Origin of the sequence: Brevundimonas sp. NPDC007368, assembly GCF_042869015.1 — a bacterium.
Classification (GTDB): Bacteria; Pseudomonadota; Alphaproteobacteria; order Caulobacterales; family Caulobacteraceae; genus Brevundimonas.
Genome location: NZ_JBIAFA010000004.1, coordinates 232,755 through 250,592 on the forward strand (window position 1 = coordinate 232,755; position 17,838 = coordinate 250,592).

Sequence of the window (17,838 nt, forward strand, 5' to 3'; positions counted from 1 at the left end):
GCTTCGCTGCGGCCGGGATGACGGCTGGGAGATAGCGCTCAAGCAGCGAACCGCCGCACGGCGAGCGATAGCGCCCAGAAGAGATGCCCTATCTGCTCCTGAACACCCGCGACGCCGCATAGCCCGTCAGGGCCGCCAGGAAGACGCACAGCACGCCGTAGGACCACGGCCGCCGATGGGCGAACTCATAGATGTCGCGCTCCAGACCGACCTTCTCGACCGTCAGGGTCAGGTTGGACACCGAGACCGGCGCCCCCTCCTGAAACAGCCAGACCTCGGCGTAGTATTTGCCGGTCGGGGCCACGGTCGGCAGCTCGACCTCGGCACGGAACAGGCCCTTGTCGACGAACTGCACGCCATCAGGATCCGTGTTGTAGAGGGCCGCCGCCTCCTTCAGACGGATCACGGCGCGACGCCAGTCGAGATAGTTCTCACCCAGGCGGCTGACCACCACGTCGCGCACGCCATAGCGGGTGACCGTGCGGCTTTCCTGCGGGGCGTCGATGCGCAGGTGATCGACGCCGACGCCCAGACGGCGCAGCTGGCCGAAGTCTGCAATGTCGCTCAGCGGCCGGGTCGAGGCGGTCATGTAGAAGCCGGGCGCGCCCTCGAACAGGACGGGTCGGCTGTTCAGCCAGACGCCCATGTTGCGCGTCTTCTTGACCAGACGCACCGGGGCGTCGGGACCACGCACCACCACCACCACGTCGGCTGGGCTGTCGGTCGGATTGAAGACCGCGCCATAGAGGACGATGGAGGCGCCGCGGAAGCTGGAGTCCACCTTGACCTGGGCGTCGGTCAGGGCGGCGGCGACGCGCACCTCGCCCTCGGTGGCGACCGAGCGTTCGATCATTCCGGGCGACGCGGGTGCGACCATGGGCGCGGGTTCGGGCGGCAGGGCCTGGAACATCAGTCTCCCACCCCCGGCGCCAACAGGAACAGATCACTGGGCCGCACGAACAGCTCCAGCCCCATCTGGATGCCGACCAGCAGGACGATCAGGCCGAGCGCCGCGCGCATCTCCTCGGCGCGGAACCGGCCCGACAGCCTGGCCCCGAACTGGGCGCCGACGACCCCGCCCAGCAGCAGGATGGTCGACAGAACGATGTCCACCGTCTGGTTGCGCCCGGCCTGAAGGATGGTGGTGATGGCCGTGGTGATGATGATCTGGAACAGGCTGGTGCCCACCACGACGCTGGCCCGCATCCGCAGCACATAGAGCATGGCCGGCACCAGGATGAAGCCGCCGCCCACCCCCATGATGGCCGACAGGATGCCCGCGAAGACGCCGAGGCCGAAGGGCGGAATGGCGCTGATGTAGAGCCCCGAACGCGGGAAGCGCATGCGGAACGGCAGGCCGTACAGCCACAGAGGGCGACGGCGTTCCTTCCGTTCCGGGGTCTCGCCGCGCACCCGGTGCAGGATCTGGGTCAGGCTTTCGTACAGCATCATGCTGCCAATCGAGCCGAGGAAGATCAGATAGGACAGGGCCACGACCAGATCGGCCTGCCCCAGCAGGCGCAGGTAGCGGAACAGCTCGACCCCCGCGAGCGCGCCCAGGGCCCCACCCACGGCCATGATGCCGCCGATGCGGTAATCGACCGCCTTCATGCCCGAATAGCGGATCACGCCCGAGGTCGAGGAGGCGACGACGTGGCTGGCCTGGCTGGCGACGGCCACGGTCGGGGGGATGCCCATGAAGACCAGAACCGGCGCCATCAGGAAGCCGCCGCCGATGCCGAACAGGCCCGAGACAAAGCCGACCAGCGCGCCCAGCATCACCAGGAACGGCCAGTTCACCGAAACCTCGGCGATCGGCAGGTAAATATCCACGGCACGCGCCTTCGGCTGGAAGGGAACGCAGAACAGCGCCGGAAAGGCGACTAGACTTCTGGTCTTAGCGAGCGCCGCGACGAACCGCCACCCCCGCCGCCGTTTCGATGCGTCGCGTTACGCGACCGGATCGACCGTGAAAGCGTCGGCCGCCTCGCGCGCCACGCGGCGCGTCTCGGCCGAGGTCACCGGCGTCAGCCGCTGCACCGCCGCCAGCGCCTGCTGGTCGCCGCGACGGGCCGCGATCATGTACCATTTGAAGGCCTCGGTCGCGTTCGGCGCCACGCCCTCGTCGCCTTTCTCGTAAAGACGCGCGACGTTGTACTGGCTGTCGACGCGGCCGGCCTCGGCGGCCTTCTTGAGCCAGGCCAGGGCCTCGACTCGGTTCCGCGCCCCGCCCTCACCGTCATAGAGCTGCATGGCGTAGTAGTGCATGGCCCGAGGCTCCCCGCCCTCGGCCGCGCGGCGCGCCCAGGCGCGAGCCTCGACCGGATCAGGGACTAGGCCGGCGCCGCCGTCCTGATAGAGGCCGGCCAGACGCAGCTGCGCCGGGCCATAGCCCAGATCGGCCGCCCGCTTCAGGGTTTCCAGACCACTGTCATCGCCGTTGTCGATCAACTGCACGCCACGCTCATAAAGGGCCGCGCCCTCGGTCGCCGCCACATCGGGCGACGGCACGGCCTCGGTCGGGGTGGTGCTGAGAGCGACAGCGGCGATCGGGGCCGTCGAGGTTTCAGCTTCCGGCGCCTGACCACCCGCCAGAGTCGTAAGGTCCGGCAGGATCAGACCCGATCCTTCAGCCAGTTGCAGCGAGGCGTAGCCGCCGCCCATCACCAGGGCCGCCACGGCCGAGGCCCCCAGGGCCTTGCGCATGGTCGAGCCTTCGCGGCTGGCCTGCTTGTCCAGGCGTTCCTGCAGCTTGGACTTGCCCCCGCGCTTCAGGCCGAAACCCTTGCGGGGGGCTTCGTCGGCGCCGGACATCGCGGCGCGCGCGGCGTCCAGAGCATCGCGGGTCGAGGCGCGCCCTGCAGCGGCGCCGGCCTTCAAGGCGCCGGGATCGATAAAATCTATCTCCGCCGAAAAGCCGTCATCCTCGCTCTCGGGCCCATCGACAAGAGGCGGCAAGCCGCCGACGGCCGTCTGATCGGGTTCGGCCAGGATATCGCTGACGTCGGCGCCGCCGAAGTCCTCGGCCGTATCGGCGAAGATCGGATCAGCGAGCGCCGGCTCGACCTCATCCATCGCATCCAGCGACGCCATGCCGAAGCGCGCGCGCTCCGGGCTGGAGCCGAACAGGGCCGCCGGGGTCTCGATCTCCTCGCTCGGCGCGTTCAGTTCGACATCCAGCGGGTCGGCGAAAACCGGCTCGGGATCTCGAACCGCCGGCGTCGGGAAAGGGGCCGCGTCCAGCAGGCCGCCCAGGGTGTCGTCGGACCAGATTTCAGCGGCTGTATCGGCGAAAGCGGCGGCGCGCCAGTCGCCGACGGGGCTCTCCGCCGGGCTCCAGGGCGTCGGCTCCGGGCTTTCCAGCGGCGTCTCGCGCCGACCGCTGCGAGCGCCGCGCTGCTCAATGCTGTCACGCGCCTCGGCCAGGAGGCGAGCCGTGCGCTCCTCGCTCTGGCGCATCCGCTCGCCCAGTTCGCCCGAGGCGCGGTCGTGGCGCTGCTCGATCTTGTCGGCGCTCTCCGTCAGACGACGACCGATGTCGTCCAGAGCCTGGGCCGAACGCCGCTCGGACTGGGCGATGCGCTCGCTGAGGCGATCCGAGATGCGGGTGATCTCGCCGCCCAGACGCTCCAGCGCCAGGGCGTGCTGATCGTCGGACCGCGTCATCCGCTGATCCATCGCCTGGACGTGACGCTGCATCTCGCGATCCAGCTTCTCGTTCAGTTCGCGCCCGAGCGTCGCCACATCCGCCGCCGCGCCGCCGGCCTCGACCTTCTCGACGCGCAAGTTCAGGTTCTGGGCGATGCGCAGGACCTCGCGGCCCATGGCTTCGACGGCGTCGGCCGAACGCTGCTCGGAAGCGCGCGTCTGGTCGCCGACGGCGGCCAGAGCCCGCTCGATGCGGTCCACCCGGCCTTCGGTTTCGGCCACGTCGAGTCGACGCATCATTTCGACCCGGCTGCCCTCGACCTGACGCGTCAGGGTCTCGGCCAGTTTTTCGAAGCGCGCGGATTCGCGGGCGTGTTCAGGCTCGATGCGGCTTTCGGCTTCGCGCAGGCGCAGATCCAGGGCGGCGAAGGAGCGCTCCAGCCCCTTCAGGGCCTCCGAGGTCCGGGCCTGAGCCTCGTCCAGACGGGCGCCGACCTGGGCCAGGACGTCCGTGCCGGGTCCGGGTCCAGCGGCCTGCTCGACCGCCTCCATGCGCGCGCGCAGGTCGCCGATGGTGGTGCGCTGACGCTCGTCGAGATCGAACAGGCGGCTGGAGACGGCGCCGAGGGCGGCGTCCAGCTTGGCCAGGCCCTCGTCGGTCCTGGGACCGACTTCCTGCTCGAAGCGACGCAGGCGCTTATGGCCTTCGCGCAGTTCATCGGCGATGTCGTCGATGCGACGCGCATAGCCCAGCCCGATCTCGTCCTGAGCTTCCATCCGGCGAACCAGACCGGCCACGGCCTGGTCGATGCCCTGGATAGCGACGGTCGAGCGACGCTCGGCGGCTTCCAGCCGCCCCGCGATGATTTCAAGCGAGGCGCCGACGCGCCGGTTGTCTTCCTCGACGCCATAGACGTCGTCCAGGCGGCGCGAGCGGCTGCGGCGGTCATAGGGGTCGGGAATAGGCGTGCGGCGGGGCAAGGGCGTGACGCCCTCGTCCTCGTCGGGATCGTCCATGATCATGGAATTCAGCCACTCGCCCAGAGTCATGCCTGAGCGGCGCGCAAGGTCCTTGGCGATCTCGCGAGCCTTGGGGTCGATCCCCTTCACGCTCCACGGCGCTGCTGCGCTCACTGATTCGCCTCCCGAGCCTTTGTGGGACGCTACCGCTCCAGATCAAGCGTGTAAACGTGTCGTTAACCGCAATATCTGGCGCCTGGGCGAGGGAATCACCGGCGACGCTTGATCGCGACCGAGCGCTTTTCAGGCCGACATGGTTAACGTCGCGTTTAGATTCATCGTCTTGCGGATTCCCGCCTTGCGAAGCGACGCCCCAGGCGCCAACTGCCCTCGCCATGAGCCCTTCACTGACCCTGGCCCTGCTGGCCGCCTCGACGGCTGTCGCCGTCTTCTCCGGCTGGCGCGGCGCACGGCCGCCGGACCTGTCAAAAGGACCGCGCATGATGCCGTGGCGGTTCATCATGCTGGTCGCTGGGGCGTTGACCTTCCTGCTGCTGATCCACCTGGCCACGGCGCTGAGCGGACGCACCTTCCCGACGCCCTACTGAGGCGCGGCAGAGTGGAGGTCTGGCGATGACTGAGACAGCCCCCCTCCCCTGCGACGCGGCCCTCAAGCAGCGCAAAGCGCGTTAGGGCCGCTCAAAAAGCCCTCAAGCAGCCTCGCCCCGCGGGGGAGGCGTTAGGGCCCTTTCTCAGGCGAGTTTCACTCGCCGCTGAAACACCAGGCGAGCACCGCCTTCTGGGCGTGGATGCGGTTCTCTGCCTCGTCCCAGATCAACGAGCGCGGGCCGTCGATGACGGCGTCCGTCACCTCTTCGCCGCGGTGGGCGGGAAGGCAGTGCAGGAAGACGGCCTCGTCCTTGGCCAGGCTCATCAAAGCCTCATCGACCGTATAGGGCTCGAAGGCCGCCAGGCGCGCCTCATAGTCCTGATCGCCCATCGAGACCCAGGTGTCGGTGACCACCACGTCGGCGCCGACCACGGCCTCGCGCGGGTCGCTGGTCAGGTGGACGTGGGCGCCGCCCTTTTCCAGATCGCGCAGGTCGGGGTGGTATTCCGCCGGGCAGGCCACGTTCAGGCGGAAGCCGAACTTGGCCGCCGCGTGCATGAAGCTGTGGCAGACGTTGTTGCCGTCGCCGACCCAGGCGATGGTCTTGCCCGTCACCGGCCCCATGTGCTCCTCGATCGTCAGCAGGTCGGCCAGGATCTGGCACGGGTGGCTGCGGTCGGTCAGGCCGTTGACCACCGGCACGGTCGAAACGCGGGCGAAACGCTCGACATCCTCATGGTTGTTGGCGCGGATCATCACGGCGTCGACCATGCGCGACAGGACCTTGGCCGTGTCCTCGACCGGCTCGCCGCGGCCCAGTTGCATGTCCGAGGCGGTGGCGATGATGGCCGAGCCGCCCAGCTGACGAATGGCGGCGTCGAAGCTGAAGCGGGTGCGCGTCGAGTTCTTCTCGAAGATCATGGCCAGGACGCGGTCCTTGCCCGGCGCATCGGCGTCGGGACGCCCCTGGGGCCAGCCCTTGCGCGCCTGTTTGCGAGCGTGGGCGTCGTCCAGGATGGCGCGCAGGTCGGCGGCGTCGAGCCGGTGAATGTCGAGGAAGTGACGGACCATCTCAGGTCTCCGTGGTCAAAGGCGTCAGCCGGGCTGGGGCGATCAGGCCGCCAGCTTCGTCCGAGCGAACTCGCAGGCGATTTCAAACTTCTCGACGGCCTCGCGGGCCTCTTCGAGGGTGATGTTCAGCGGCGGCAGGATGCGGACCAGGTTGTCGCCGCCGCCGGCGACCAGCAGTTTGGCCTCGTCGCGGGCCCAGCCCATGAAGTCGCGGTTGTTGGGGACCAGCTTGACGCCCACCAGCAGACCCTTGCCGCGGACCTCGACGATCACGTCGGGGAAGCGCTCGGCCAGGCCGTGCAGCTGCTGCTTCAGATAGCCGGCGACCTCGTTGACGTTGGCGATGATCGCGTCCGACGACACCTCGGCGAAGGCGGCCTGCCCCACGGCCATGGCCAGGGGGTTGCCGCCGAAGGTCGAGCCGTGGGCGCCGACCGTCATGCCCTTAGCCGCTTCGGCCGTCGCCAGGCAGGCGCCGATGGGGAAGCCGCCGCCCAGGGCCTTGGCCACCGCCATGATGTCTGGGGTCATGCCGGCCCATTCGTGCGCCCACAGCTTGCCGGTCCGGCCCATGCCGCACTGGACCTCGTCGAAGATGATCAGGACGCCGTACTGGTCGGCCATGTCGCGCATCCAGCGCAGGTCGGCCTCGGGCGTCGAGCGGCAGCCGCCCTCGCCCTGCACCGGCTCCAGAATGATGGCCGCCGTATTCGGATTTTCAAAAGCCGCCGTCAGGGCCGCCTTGTCGCCCCAGACCAGTTGATGGAAGCCTTCCATCTTGGGTCCGAAGCCCTCGGTGTAGCTGGGGTTGGCGGCGGCGTTGATGGCGCCATAGGTGCGGCCGTGGAACGAGCCGTCAAAGCCGTAGATGTCGATGCGTTCCGGCTGGCCGTTGGCCGAGTGGAACTTGCGCGCCGTCTTCAGGGCGCACTCGACGGCCTCGGTGCCCGAGTTGGTGAAGAAGACCACGTCGGCGAAGGACTTCTCGCACAGGGCGTCGGCCAGGGCGTCCTGGCCCGGAATCTTGAAGATGTTCGAGACGTGCCACAGCTTCTCGGCCTGATCCTTGACCGCCTGCACCAGCTTGGGGTGGGCGTGACCCAGGGCGTTGGTCGAGATGCCCGAGACGCAGTCCAGGTATTCGGTCCCGTCGGTCGACCACAGTCGGACGCCCTGGCCGCGCTCCACTTCCAGCGGCGCGCGATTGTAGACACCCATCAGATGACCGGACACAGGCAGACTCCATAAAGAGCGACGGTCCCGCAACCTTGGCTGCGGGACCGCTTTGAAAAAGGCGACGAACTTGTCGGGCGCTATTCCGGCTTAGTCAACACCACGCCGGGCGCGATTTCAGCGCAGTTGCGCGTCCAGCTTCTGGATCAGGGCGGCATAGGTGGCGCCGGCCGTGGCGATGGTCGCGCCCTCGACGGCCTCGACGGCGTCATCCTTGGTGTGGATCACGCGGAAGACCTTGGGCGTGAAGCCTTCGGCCAGCCCCTTGTCCTCGCCGCCGTTGAAGGCCAGCCACATCTGGTGGGCGCCGACTTCGTCCTGGAAGCCCAGCGACACCACCGGCGCGCCCGCCGCCGAGAAGGCGCGGTCATCCGACGGCGGATAGACGGGGAAGCCGACGCACTGCATGGCGCGCTCGGCGCACAACTCCTGAACGGCGCGCGTGACGAAGGCCGACTGCGCCCCGTTGTTCTGGCCGTACATCATGGCGTCGCCATAGGCCGCGACGTCCGAGTTGACCACGGCGGCGACATTGGCGACGCCGTGCGCCTCGATCCACTTGCGCGCGCCGATCAGGCCCAGCTCCTCCTGGTCGAAGAAGATGACTCGCACGCGGTGCGACAGCGGCTTGTCCTTCAGGATCTTGGCGGCCTCGATCAGGGCCACCACCGACCCGGCGTTATCGACCACGCCTTGCGACATGGTCCCGTCGCGCAGCTTCACCGCGTCATAGTGGGCGGTCAGCAGGATTTCCTTGGGACCATCCCCGATCGTCACGACGACGTTGGAGCCCTGCATCGGACCGGCGCGACCGCCGCCCTCGAAGGTCTCGACGGTCGGGTTGAAGCCCGCGGCGCGCAGCTGGGTCAGCAGCACGTTCATCCGCTCGGCATTCGACGGCTGGACATAGGCGGCGACCTGGGCCTTCAGCGCCTCGGCGTCCTGCGCCACGACGGGCGTGGACAGGAACGCGGCGGCGGCGACAGCGGACGCCAGAACGGATCGAAACAGCATGAGGACCTCCCAAGCCCCTCCCCGGGGGCGTTCGATCCTGCCTAACGGCTCAGCTCTTCAGGCGCCAGCCCGAACGGAACACCAGCCAGCAGGCCGCGCCCATCAGCACCGTCAGAACAGCGCTCATGACCACGCCGACCATCAGGTTCCCCTCGGCGTGGCCGATGAAGCCCGCCCGGAAGCCGTCGATCAGGTAGAAGAAGGGGTTGAAACGGCTGATGCTGGCGAAGGGCTCAGGCAGGCTGTCGATCAAGTAGAAGGTGCCCGACAGGAAGGTCATCGGCATGACCACGAAGTTCTGCACCGCCGACAGGTGGTCGAACTTCTCGGACCACAGGCCCGCCAGCACGCCGGTCATCCCCATCAGCAGGGAGGCGATCAGGCCGAACCAGACGATCAGGGCCACATTGGCCACGCCCAGCTTGGCGAAGGGCAGGACGCACAGGGCCGTCACCAAACCGACCGCCACCCCGCGCGTCGCCGCGCCCAGGGTGAAGCCGATGGTCAGCTCCAGCGGGCTGAGCGGCGGGGTCAGGAAGTCGGTCGCCGTACCCATGATCTTGGCCTGGATCAGGCTGGACGAAGCATTGGCGAAAGCGTTCTGCAGAATGGCCATCATGATCAGGCCGGGCGCCACGAACTCGGCGAAGGGGGTGCCATGCAACGGCGGCCGCGCGCCCTTCAAGGCCACCACGAAGACCAGCATGTAGAGCAGGGTCGTCACCACCGGGGCCGCCACGGTCTGGGCGCCCACCTTCCAGAAACGGCGCACCTCGCGCAGGTAAAGGGTGCGCAGGCCGACCCAGTTGATCCCGTCATAGCGACGCGGTTGAGGCAGGCCCGAGGGAGCGGTGGAGGCGAGATCGGTCTTCATAGGTGCCCAAATGCGCCCGCTAAGCTGGTTTCGCAAGGCGCCCGGCGTTCGATGAAGAGACGCAAAACTGATTCAAAACGGGACGTTAACCACACTACATCTGGTTTCTGTGGACAGCTGAATTGCCACATCTTGCGTGTTTTAAGCCCTGCTTTACGATTAGTAGCAGGTCGAGGCGGGGAAATTCGTCGATGACCCAAGATATTGAATCCGATCCCCGGGAGGGTGGCCATGACCGCAGCAAGCTGGACTGAAGACCGCGTCGGCGCGTTGAAGAAGCTCTGGCTGGAAGGCCAGTCGGCCAGCCAGATCGCCAAGACCCTCGGCGGCGGCGTGACCCGCAACGCCGTGATCGGCAAGGTGCACCGCCTGGGCCTGTCGGGCCGCGCCGCGCCGTCGCAACCGGCCCGCACCACCTTCCCCCGCGCCGCCACCCGTCCGCGCCCGGCGGCGCCGGCCGCTCCGGCCCAGGCCCCGTCGGCCCCGCGCCGCATCGAGGCCGCCGCGCCGCGTCCGGTCATGGTCGCCCAGCCGGTCGCTCCGGCCCCGACCCCGGAACTGCCCGGCACGGCCACGGTGCTGACCCTCGGCGCCCACATGTGCAAATGGCCGATCGGCGACCCGTCGTCGCGCGAGTTCAGCTTCTGCGGCCGTCGCGCCTCGGAAGGCGTCTATTGCGGCGAACACGCTCGCGTCGCCTACCAGCCCCAGATCCGCAAGGGCGCATCCAAGGACGGCGCCAGCGAACTGGCCCGCAGCCTGCGTCGCTATATCTAAGACCTAAGGGCGCTATCGCTCGCCGCGCGGCGGCTCGCTGCTTGAGCGCGCGCGAAGCGCCAGGCCGCGTCGGGTCGAAAAGGCGGAGCCTTTTGACCGCGGCCCGCAAAGAAACTGATTTCGTCCGGCTTGCCGGATGAAATCAGGGGGCTGCGGTTCATCCGGGTTGACGCAGCCCTATCGCCCTCGCCGCAAGGCGGGGGTTTTTTGTTGGGCGCGACACGACAAACTTGCCGTCATCCCGGGGCCGCGCAGCGGAACCCGGGACCCAGACGCCCGACTGCCCCACCGTCGCTTCCAGTCTGACCGCCTGGGTCCCGGATCGGCCCTACGGCCCGTCCGGGATGACAGCGGAGAGAGCATACTAGTTCAACACCCGCCGCGCATCCGGCACATCCAGACTGAACGCGGGGATGGCCGCCTCGAACATTCGCCCGTCGACGTCGGTCATGTAGTAGGCGCCGACCATCGACCCGGACGGCGCGCCCAGCGGACAGCCCGAGGCGTAGGAATAGCTGTCGCCAGCCTCGATCACCGGCTGTTCGCCGACCACGCCCTGACCACGCACTTCCTCGACGTGGCCATAGGCGTCGGTGATGGTCCAGCGCCGCGCCACCAGCTGCACCGGCGATCCGGTCAGGTTGACGATCTCGATCTGATAGGCCCAGACCCAGCGTCCCGCCGCCGGATCCGACTGGGCCGCCAGATAGGAGGGGCGGACGCGGACGACGACGCCTTCGGTTTCGGCGGTATAGGCAGGAGGCGCGTGCATAGGCTATATGCAGCCCGCCGACCTCGGGGTTCAACCCGTCTGGCGCTGCGGATGTCGCATTCCGAAGCGAGACAGATGGAAAAATCCGTGTGAGACAGGACGGCATGAGCATCTTCGAGATTCCCGCCCAGCCCGGCATTCTGCCCTTCCAGGGCATCGAGACCCTGATCGCCGTCGGCGCGATCAAGTCCGACACCCCCTTCGACCACGACCAGGTGCAGCCGGCGAGCCTGGACCTGCGCCTGTCGAACCAGGCCTGGCGCGTGCGCGCCTCCTTCCTGCCCGGTCAGCGCAAGGTCGAGGACCGCATCAACGACGTGGAGATGCACGCCATCGACCTGTCGGGCGGCGTGGTGCTGGAAAAGGGCTGCGTCTACATCGCCCGGCTGCAGGAACGCCTCAGCCTGCCCAAGGGCCTGAACGCCCGCGCCAACCCGAAAAGCTCGACTGGCCGCGTCGATGTCTTCGTCCGCCTGCTGACCGACAAGGGCGGCAGCTTCGACGACGTGGACGAGGGCTATGACGGCCCCCTCTATCTCGAGATCGCGCCCCAGACCTTCTCCATCCTGGTCAAGCCGGGCACCCGTCTGAACCAGCTTCGCCTCAAGGCCGGCGAGCCGCCCAAGCTAGAGACCCGCAGCGTCGGCGTCGACCTGCGCGCGGGCGACAACGGCGTCGTCGGCTATCGCGGCCGCCGCCACGCAGGCGTGGTCAACATGGACCACATCGACGGCCACGACCCGCGCGACTTCTGGGAACCCCTGACCCTGCGTCGCGGCGAACTGCTGCTGGATCCGGGTGAGTTCTACATCCTGGCCTCGTCGGACGACGTGGAGATCCCCGTCGATCAGGCCGCCGAAATGACCCCGATCGACCCCTCGGTCGGCGAGTTCCGCGTCCACTACGCCGGCTTCTTCGACCCCGGCTTCGGCACGGACGAGGCCCACGGCGCCGGCTCCAAGGGCGTGCTGGAGGTTCGCACCCACGACACCCCCTTCCTACTGGAACACGGCCAGATCGTCGCCCGCTTGGTCTATGAGCCGCTGACGGAACGCCCGACCCGCCTCTATGGCGAGGGCGGCAGCCACTATCAGAGCCAGGGCCTGAAGCTGTCGAAACACTTCCGCCCCTGGGGCTGATCCAAAACAAGAGCCCCGCGATCTGCTGATCGCGGGGCTTCTTTTTGGTCCTGGGTCAGGTCAACTTGTTGGCCTTCCTCAGGCTGGGGAAGACCCTGGCCCAGATGCCGGTCGCGGCCAGAGCCCCGACCCCGCCGAACACCGCCGCTCCGATGGGACCGAGCAGGCGCACCATGACACCGGAATAGGCCTCGCCCAGTTCGTTGGAGGCGCCGATGAACAGCATGGACACCGACGACACCCGTCCGCGCATGTGATCCGGCGTGGCCAGCTGGATCAGGGTCTGGCGAATGTTGACGCTGATCATGTCGGCGGCCCCGCCGATGAACAGAACCGCGCCCGACAGCCAGACGCTCTTGGACAGGCCGAAGATCAGGGTGCAGATCCCGAACACCGCCACAGCCGCGAACATCCAGCGCCCCCCGTGCCGCACGATGGGAAAGCGGCTGAGGTAGAGGGCCATGAGCAGGGCCCCGACCCCGAAGGCGGCGCGCAGCAGACCGAAACCCTCAGGCCCGACGTGCAGGATGTCGCGCGCGAAGATCGGCGTCAGAAGGGCCACCCCCGCTAAGAGGACCACGACCAGGTCCAGCGAGATGGTGCCCAGAACGATCTTGGTCTTCCAGACATAGGCCAGGCCTTCCTTGACCAGCTCCAGCGGCCCCACGCCCGTCTCGACGAACTGCGGCTTGCCCCGGGTGCGGATCAGCAGGAAGCAGCCGATGGCGACCAGGAAAAGAGCCATGGCCGAAGCGTAGGCCCAGGGCACCGCGAAGCCGACGATGACGCCGCCGAGCGCCGGGCCGGCAATGGCCCCGGTCTGGAAGGCGATGGACTGGGCCGCGATGGCCGGCGGCAGGGCCTTGCGCCCCACCACCATGGGCAGAAAGGCCTGACTGGCCGGGGCGAGAAAGGCCCGCGCCGCGCCGAAGACGGCGGCCACGGCCAGCAGCCCCCACAACGGCGGCGAGCCGTGCAGGGCCATGGCGAGGAAGGCCAGGGCGCACAGGCTCTCGACCACGATGGACAGGGTCACGGTGTGCTTGCGGTCGCGCCGGTCGGCCATGGCCCCGGCCGGCAGGGTGAAGGCCAGCAGCGGCAGGAACTGACACAGGCCCACCAGCCCCAGATAGAGGCTGGCTTCGGCGATAGGATGGTCGCGACGGGCGATCTCATAGACCTGCCACAACAGGGCCGAGGACTGGATCTGGATGCCCAGAACCGCCGCCACGCGCCCGACCCAAAGCAGGCGAAAATCGCGAATGGCCCACGGACTGGACGGCCCGCCGTCATGAGACTCCGGCGGCAAGGGCGGCTGGGGCGGAACGGTCGGGGCGGTGTCTACGGATTCAGTGGTCACGTTCTTCGGGGCGTCTTCGGATAGGGGCTTCCGTCGCGGTGGAAATAGCCGCCGGCACCCTTGGGGAGGATCATGTCGATATCGGGATAGTCGCAGGCGTCTTCGATCGGCCGGCGCGACCCGACCTCCAGCAGCACCGCCTCATGCTCGCTGCGGTTCTCGATCTTGTGGCCGTTGGCGACGCCCGCCTTGAAGCCGGCGCAGTCGCCGGCGGTCAGCACCGTCTCGCCGTCCTCCTCGATCAGGACCACCTCGCCCTCGATCACCCAGACGAACTCGTCCTCGGCGCTGTGCCAGTGGCGCTGGCTGGACCAGGCCCCGGCGGGCAGGCGCAGCAGGTTGACCCCGAACTGGTCCAGGCCGACCGCGTCGCCCAGACGCCAGCGGCGGCGCGGCTTGCACGGCGCGGCGAATTCTTCAGGATAGCCGGTGCCATGCCCAGTCGGTGCATGGTCGATGTCGATCTTGGGCACGGTTTCGGGCCTTCTCGCGGATGCGGGTTATGCCTAAAGCATAGAGCCCATGAGCGCCGCATCACATTCCGTCATTGATCCTGTCGAACTGACCCGCGACCTGATCCGCATCCCCTCCGTCACCCCCGCCGACGAGGGGGCGATGGACGTGCTGGAACGCACCCTGACCGGCCTGGGCTTCACCTGCCGCCGCATGGTGTTCGAGGGCCCGACCGGCGTGGGTCACGACGCCCGCATCGAGAACCTTTACGCCCGACGCGGCGCGGCCTCGCCCAATCTCTGCTTTGCGGGGCACACCGACGTGGTGCCGACGGGCGACGTCGCCGCCTGGAGCGCCGCCCCGTTCGAGGGCGAGACCCGCGACGGCATCCTCTACGGCCGCGGCGCCGTGGACATGAAGGGCGGCATCGCCTCTTGGGTCGCCGCCGTCTCGCGCGTGCTGACAGACGGCGACGTCCCCGGCTCCCTCTCCTTCCTGATCACCGGCGACGAGGAAGGCCCGGCCCTGCACGGCACCAAGCGGGTGGTCGAGGCCCTGGCCGCCGAGGGCGAGGTCATCGACGCCTGCGTGGTCGGCGAACCCTCCTCGGCCCACCACCTGGGCGACATGATCAAGGTCGGGCGGCGCGGCTCGCTCAACACCTGGATCACCGTCCACGGCAAGCAGGGCCACGTCGCCTATCCCGACCGCGCCGCCAATCCGGCCCCGGTCATTGCCAAACTGCTGGCCCGGCTGGACGCCCACGTTCTGGATGAGGGATACCCGGAGTTCCCGCCGTCGAACCTGGAAATCACCACCATCGACGTGGGCAATCCGGCGACCAACATCATCCCGGCCGAGGCGAAGGCGCGGCTGAACATCCGCTTCAACCCGACCCACACCGGCGACGGGCTGATCGACTGGCTGAACCGCGAGGCGGGCGCCGTTCAGGCCGAGACCGGCCTGCGCATCGAGCTGGAGCACATGTGCTCGGGCGAGGCCTTCCTGACCGAGCCGGGCGTCTTCGTCACGGCGGTGCAGGACGCGGTGGAGGCGACCCTGGGCCGCCGCCCCGAGGCCTCGACCACCGGCGGCACCTCCGACGCCCGCTTCATCCGCGCCCTGTGCCCGGTGCTGGAGCTGGGTCTGGTCGGCCAGACCATGCACCAGGTGGACGAGCGCGTGCCCGAGGCCGAACTGCGCGCCCTGGCCGACGCCTACCAGGCCGTCATCACCACGGTGTTCGAACGCCTCTGATCAGGGCGTCCGAACACCGCCGAGGCCTTAGTTGCCGCGATAGGTGCTGTAGCCGTAGGGGCTGACCACCACCGGCACGTGATAGTGGACGCTGGGATCGACCACCTGGAAGACCACGTCGATCTCCGGGAAGAAGGGCGGCGTCGTCGGCTCGCCGTAACGCGACATGTCGAACACCAGACGATAGGTCGCCGCCTCGGTCTTGATCGCGTCGCCGAACGAGCGGACCCGGCCGTTCTCGTCGGTGCGGCTGGTCGCCAGATCGCGCCAGCCGCCGTCGGTCGATTTGATCTGCAGGGTGACCGGGACGTCCCGACCGCCGACGCCGCGCGCCAGGTCCAGCACGTGGGTCGAGATCGTCTCGGCCGCGGCGGGGAAGGCGCAGGCGGACAGGGCGAGCGCCGCGACGGCGAGGGTGCGAAGGTTCATCGGACGAACTCCTGAAAGTGAAATGCAGTAGCGCGGCCTTATTCGCGCGAAAGACGGCGACGGATGGGTCGCGCCCCACATTTCATCAATCTGCGAAGATCAGGCTTCGCCCGCCGCCTCCAGACGCGCGATGCGGCGGTCCATGTCGGCGACCTGATCCTTCAGGCGCTGCTTTTCCGAGGCCATGTCGACGGGCGTGCCGTCCTCATAGGTCAGTTGCGCGCCCTTCTCGATCAGATCGAGGCGGTACAGGGCGGTCACGCGCGTCGCCTTGAAGCGCTCCAGTTCGCTGTCCTTGTCGAGGGCCATCAGACCGCCGCCACGACGATGATCTCGACCAGATACTCGGGCGAGGCCAGCTTACCTTCGCTGGTGGCGCGGGCCGGCGGATTGGCCGGATCGACCCAGGCGTCCCAGACAGCGTTCATGGCCTCGAAGTCGGCGATGTCGGCCAGCCAGATGGTGGCCATCAGGATCTTGGACTTGTCGGTGCCGGCCTGGGCCAGCAGGGCGTCGATCTCGGCCAGGGTCGTTTTGGTCTGGGCCGTGACGTCGTCGCCCGGCTCGCCGACCTGGCCGGCCAGATAGACGGTGTTGCCGTGGATGACGGCCTCGCTCATGCGGGCGCCGGGCTGGATGCGAGTGATCATGGGGAGGCTCCTGAAATCAGGCCACCGGCTTAACCCAGCATCATCTCCATCACCAGAAGGGCCGCGAGGAAGACCGCCGCAAAGGCGATGCAGAAGAAGACGAGGTCGCGCGGTCGGCCGCGTGCGGGCTGATTGGCGGCGGGCGGCAGTTTGACCGGCAGGCGCGACATCGGCTTTTCCTCGTCAGACGCCCGAGGATGCTCCGGCCATGCTTACCCCTTGATAAACAGAAACAATCAGTTTTGTTGCCGCTCCAGGAAGCGGAGCGCGCTGAAGACGTGGGCCTTCACGCCCAGCGGCAACACCTTCTCATTGACGTCGAACTCCGGCGAGTGATTGGGCGCCGCTGTCGCCGGATCAACGCCGTCCGGGCTGCCGCCCAGGTGGTAGAAGACGCCGGGAACCGCGCGCTGGAAGTAGCTGAAGTCCTCGGCCACCGTGGTCGCGGGCGTGGCGGGATTGACCTTGCCGACCCCCGCAGCCTCCTCCAGCACCGGCGCCAGCCAGGCCGAGAGCGCCTCGTCGTTGAAGACCAGAGCCGCATTCTGCCGAACGGAAAAGTCGGCGGTCGCGCCGTAGGCTTCGGCCACGTAGTCGATGGCCGCCTCGGCCCTGGCCACCAGGGTGTCGCGCTGGGCGACATCGAAGGTGCGCAAGGTGCCGCTCAGCGTCGCACGGTCGGGGATGATGTTGTAGCGCACGCCCGCGTCCATCGTCGCGATGGTGAAGACCGTCGGCGTCGTGGTCGGATCGATGGTGCGCGCCGTCAGGGTGTTGACCGTCTGAATGACGTTGGCCGCCGCGGCGATCACGTCGACGCCCTTCCACGGCCAGGCCCCGTGCGTCTGCTTGCCGTGCAGGACGATGTCGACCCGATCCGAGGCCGCCATGAAGCCCTGCGGTCGATAGAAGATGGTCCCCGGAACGCCGGGCACAACATGAAGGCCGAAAATGGCCTCGGGCGCCGGGTCCTTCAGCGCGCCCTCCTGGATCATCAGGGCGGCCCCGCCCAGAGGCTCGCCCGGAGGCGCGCCTTCCTCGGCCGGCTGGAAGATGAAGACGACCGTGCCGCTGATCTGGTCCTTCATGCCGGCCAGAACCTCGGCGGCTCCCATGAGCATGGCGACGTGGGCGTCATGGCCGCAGGCATGGGCCACCGGCACGGTTTCGCCCATGTAGGTTCCCGTGGCGGTCGAGGCGAAGGCCAGCCCCGTCGCCTCCTTGACCGGCAGGGCGTCCATGTCGGCGCGCAGCGCCACCGTGCGGCCGGGGCGCGCCCCGCGCAGCACGCCGACCACGCCCGTCTTGCCGACCCCGGTGCGGACCTCCATCCCCAGCGACCGCAGGTGGTCGGCGACCACGCCGGCGGTGCGCGTCTCGGCGAAGCCCAGTTCAGGATGCTGATGCAGGTCGCGCCGCCAGGCCACGACCTCGGGCATAACCCGATCCACCGCCGCCGAAACCGTCGCCTGCGGGACCTGAGCGGCGGCGGCGCCCGCCGACAGGAGGACCAGGACGGCGGACAGGCTCAAGCATGGGCGGACGGTCATGGCGGGCTCCCCTTTTGTGAAGATCATGTTGCGCGGGCGAA

General features: G+C 68.4%; 19 protein-coding genes. 4 read left to right on the forward strand and 15 right to left on the reverse strand.

Annotated elements, in window-relative coordinates; all coding sequences use genetic code 11:
- Positions 1-88: 88 nt before the first annotated feature.
- From ACFYLW_RS10310 to ACFYLW_RS10320, 3 genes are all read right to left on the reverse strand, one after another.
- Positions 89-910: a TIGR02186 family protein gene (locus ACFYLW_RS10310; RefSeq protein WP_312065246.1), complete on the reverse strand. Its 822-nt coding sequence runs from the start codon at positions 908-910 to the stop codon at positions 89-91.
- Positions 910-1,833, reverse strand: a complete 924-nt coding sequence (locus ACFYLW_RS10315; RefSeq protein WP_292085276.1) for a sulfite exporter TauE/SafE family protein — start codon at positions 1,831-1,833, stop codon at positions 910-912. Before ACFYLW_RS10315 ends, ACFYLW_RS10310 begins: the two co-directional genes overlap by 1 nt.
- A gap of 117 nt (positions 1,834-1,950) precedes the next feature.
- Complete coding sequence (locus ACFYLW_RS10320; RefSeq protein WP_312065247.1) at positions 1,951-4,782, reverse strand: hypothetical protein; 2,832 nt, start codon at positions 4,780-4,782, stop codon at positions 1,951-1,953.
- Between the two features lie 221 nt (positions 4,783-5,003).
- On the opposite strand from ACFYLW_RS10320, the gene ACFYLW_RS10325 reads away from it, so the two are divergent.
- On the forward strand, positions 5,004-5,216 hold the full coding sequence (locus ACFYLW_RS10325) for a hypothetical protein (RefSeq protein WP_312065248.1): 213 nt from the start codon (positions 5,004-5,006) through the stop codon (positions 5,214-5,216).
- A 155-nt stretch (positions 5,217-5,371) separates the two neighbouring features.
- Here ACFYLW_RS10325 and argF read toward each other — a convergent pair whose 3' ends face one another.
- From argF to ACFYLW_RS10345, 4 genes are all read right to left on the reverse strand, one after another.
- Entirely contained in the window at positions 5,372-6,289 is a 918-nt protein-coding gene (gene argF / locus ACFYLW_RS10330; RefSeq protein WP_312065249.1) for an ornithine carbamoyltransferase, read from the reverse strand.
- Between the two features lie 42 nt (positions 6,290-6,331).
- A complete protein-coding gene (locus ACFYLW_RS10335; RefSeq protein WP_312065252.1) occupies positions 6,332-7,507 on the reverse strand; it encodes an aspartate aminotransferase family protein in 1,176 nt (391 codons plus the stop codon).
- Positions 7,508-7,639: 132 nt separating this feature from the next.
- Positions 7,640-8,536: a M20/M25/M40 family metallo-hydrolase gene (locus tag ACFYLW_RS10340; RefSeq protein ID WP_312065250.1), complete on the reverse strand. Its 897-nt coding sequence runs from the start codon at positions 8,534-8,536 to the stop codon at positions 7,640-7,642.
- Positions 8,537-8,585: 49 nt separating this feature from the next.
- The gene (locus ACFYLW_RS10345; RefSeq protein WP_292085268.1) at positions 8,586-9,410 is read right to left on the reverse strand and encodes an ABC transporter permease; all 825 of its coding nucleotides are present in this window, start codon (positions 9,408-9,410) and stop codon (positions 8,586-8,588) included.
- Between the two features lie 231 nt (positions 9,411-9,641).
- Here ACFYLW_RS10345 and ACFYLW_RS10350 point away from each other — a divergent pair, with 231 nt between their 5' ends.
- The gene (locus tag ACFYLW_RS10350) at positions 9,642-10,187 is read left to right on the forward strand and encodes a GcrA family cell cycle regulator (RefSeq protein WP_313101283.1); all 546 of its coding nucleotides are present in this window, start codon (positions 9,642-9,644) and stop codon (positions 10,185-10,187) included.
- Positions 10,188-10,551: 364 nt separating this feature from the next.
- Here the strand turns inward: ACFYLW_RS10350 and apaG are convergent, their stop codons facing one another.
- A complete protein-coding gene (gene apaG, locus ACFYLW_RS10355) occupies positions 10,552-10,959 on the reverse strand; it encodes a Co2+/Mg2+ efflux protein ApaG (protein ID WP_312064210.1) in 408 nt (135 codons plus the stop codon).
- A gap of 104 nt (positions 10,960-11,063) precedes the next feature.
- Between apaG and ACFYLW_RS10360 the strand changes: the two genes are divergently transcribed.
- The gene (locus ACFYLW_RS10360; protein WP_312064211.1) at positions 11,064-12,098 is read left to right on the forward strand and encodes a 2'-deoxycytidine 5'-triphosphate deaminase; all 1,035 of its coding nucleotides are present in this window, start codon (positions 11,064-11,066) and stop codon (positions 12,096-12,098) included.
- 55 nt (positions 12,099-12,153) lie between these two features.
- Here the strand turns inward: ACFYLW_RS10360 and ACFYLW_RS10365 are convergent, their stop codons facing one another.
- The gene (locus tag ACFYLW_RS10365) at positions 12,154-13,407 is read right to left on the reverse strand and encodes an MFS transporter (protein WP_390183007.1); all 1,254 of its coding nucleotides are present in this window, start codon (positions 13,405-13,407) and stop codon (positions 12,154-12,156) included.
- Positions 13,408-13,454: 47 nt separating this feature from the next.
- Positions 13,455-13,931 carry a cupin domain-containing protein gene (locus ACFYLW_RS10370; protein ID WP_312064214.1) on the reverse strand — a complete coding sequence of 159 codons (477 nt, stop codon included), beginning with the start codon at positions 13,929-13,931 and terminating at the stop codon, positions 13,455-13,457.
- 49 nt (positions 13,932-13,980) lie between these two features.
- Here ACFYLW_RS10370 and dapE point away from each other — a divergent pair, with 49 nt between their 5' ends.
- Positions 13,981-15,168, forward strand: coding sequence for a succinyl-diaminopimelate desuccinylase (gene dapE, locus ACFYLW_RS10375; protein WP_312064216.1), 1,188 nt, complete (start codon positions 13,981-13,983; stop codon positions 15,166-15,168).
- A gap of 27 nt (positions 15,169-15,195) precedes the next feature.
- Here dapE and uraH read toward each other — a convergent pair whose 3' ends face one another.
- The 5 genes from uraH to ACFYLW_RS10400 form a co-directional block, all read right to left on the reverse strand.
- The gene (gene uraH / locus ACFYLW_RS10380) at positions 15,196-15,597 is read right to left on the reverse strand and encodes a hydroxyisourate hydrolase (RefSeq protein WP_312064218.1); all 402 of its coding nucleotides are present in this window, start codon (positions 15,595-15,597) and stop codon (positions 15,196-15,198) included.
- Positions 15,598-15,696: 99 nt separating this feature from the next.
- Positions 15,697-15,906 (reverse strand): hypothetical protein, encoded by a 210-nt coding sequence (locus ACFYLW_RS10385; RefSeq protein ID WP_292085260.1) that lies wholly within the window; start codon positions 15,904-15,906, stop codon positions 15,697-15,699.
- Entirely contained in the window at positions 15,906-16,247 is a 342-nt protein-coding gene (locus ACFYLW_RS10390; protein ID WP_312064219.1) for a RidA family protein, read from the reverse strand. Before ACFYLW_RS10390 ends, ACFYLW_RS10385 begins: the two co-directional genes overlap by 1 nt.
- A 29-nt stretch (positions 16,248-16,276) precedes the next feature.
- Complete coding sequence (locus ACFYLW_RS10395) at positions 16,277-16,417, reverse strand: hypothetical protein (RefSeq protein ID WP_292085258.1); 141 nt, start codon at positions 16,415-16,417, stop codon at positions 16,277-16,279.
- Between the two features lie 66 nt (positions 16,418-16,483).
- A complete protein-coding gene (locus tag ACFYLW_RS10400; protein ID WP_312064221.1) occupies positions 16,484-17,797 on the reverse strand; it encodes an amidohydrolase in 1,314 nt (437 codons plus the stop codon).
- Positions 17,798-17,838: the final 41 nt, after the last annotated feature.

Coding starts and splice junctions, on each gene's coding strand:
- ACFYLW_RS10385 (WP_292085260.1), bottom strand. CDS start 15,906: ATGGCCCTCGACAAGGACAGCGAACTGGAGCGCTTCAAGGCGACGCGC.
- ACFYLW_RS10360 (WP_312064211.1), top strand. CDS start 11,064: ATGAGCATCTTCGAGATTCCCGCCCAGCCCGGCATTCTGCCCTTCCAG.
- ACFYLW_RS10310 (WP_312065246.1), bottom strand. CDS start 910: ATGTTCCAGGCCCTGCCGCCCGAACCCGCGCCCATGGTCGCACCCGCG.
- apaG (WP_312064210.1), bottom strand. CDS start 10,959: ATGCACGCGCCTCCTGCCTATACCGCCGAAACCGAAGGCGTCGTCGTC.
- ACFYLW_RS10395 (WP_292085258.1), bottom strand. CDS start 16,417: ATGTCGCGCCTGCCGGTCAAACTGCCGCCCGCCGCCAATCAGCCCGCA.
- ACFYLW_RS10335 (WP_312065252.1), bottom strand. CDS start 7,507: ATGGGTGTCTACAATCGCGCGCCGCTGGAAGTGGAGCGCGGCCAGGGC.
- ACFYLW_RS10340 (WP_312065250.1), bottom strand. CDS start 8,536: ATGCTGTTTCGATCCGTTCTGGCGTCCGCTGTCGCCGCCGCCGCGTTC.
- ACFYLW_RS10350 (WP_313101283.1), top strand. CDS start 9,642: ATGACCGCAGCAAGCTGGACTGAAGACCGCGTCGGCGCGTTGAAGAAG.
- argF (WP_312065249.1), bottom strand. CDS start 6,289: ATGGTCCGTCACTTCCTCGACATTCACCGGCTCGACGCCGCCGACCTG.
- ACFYLW_RS10400 (WP_312064221.1), bottom strand. CDS start 17,797: ATGACCGTCCGCCCATGCTTGAGCCTGTCCGCCGTCCTGGTCCTCCTG.
- ACFYLW_RS10390 (WP_312064219.1), bottom strand. CDS start 16,247: ATGATCACTCGCATCCAGCCCGGCGCCCGCATGAGCGAGGCCGTCATC.
- ACFYLW_RS10345 (WP_292085268.1), bottom strand. CDS start 9,410: ATGAAGACCGATCTCGCCTCCACCGCTCCCTCGGGCCTGCCTCAACCG.
- ACFYLW_RS10325 (WP_312065248.1), top strand. CDS start 5,004: ATGAGCCCTTCACTGACCCTGGCCCTGCTGGCCGCCTCGACGGCTGTC.
- uraH (WP_312064218.1), bottom strand. CDS start 15,597: ATGAACCTTCGCACCCTCGCCGTCGCGGCGCTCGCCCTGTCCGCCTGC.
- dapE (WP_312064216.1), top strand. CDS start 13,981: ATGAGCGCCGCATCACATTCCGTCATTGATCCTGTCGAACTGACCCGC.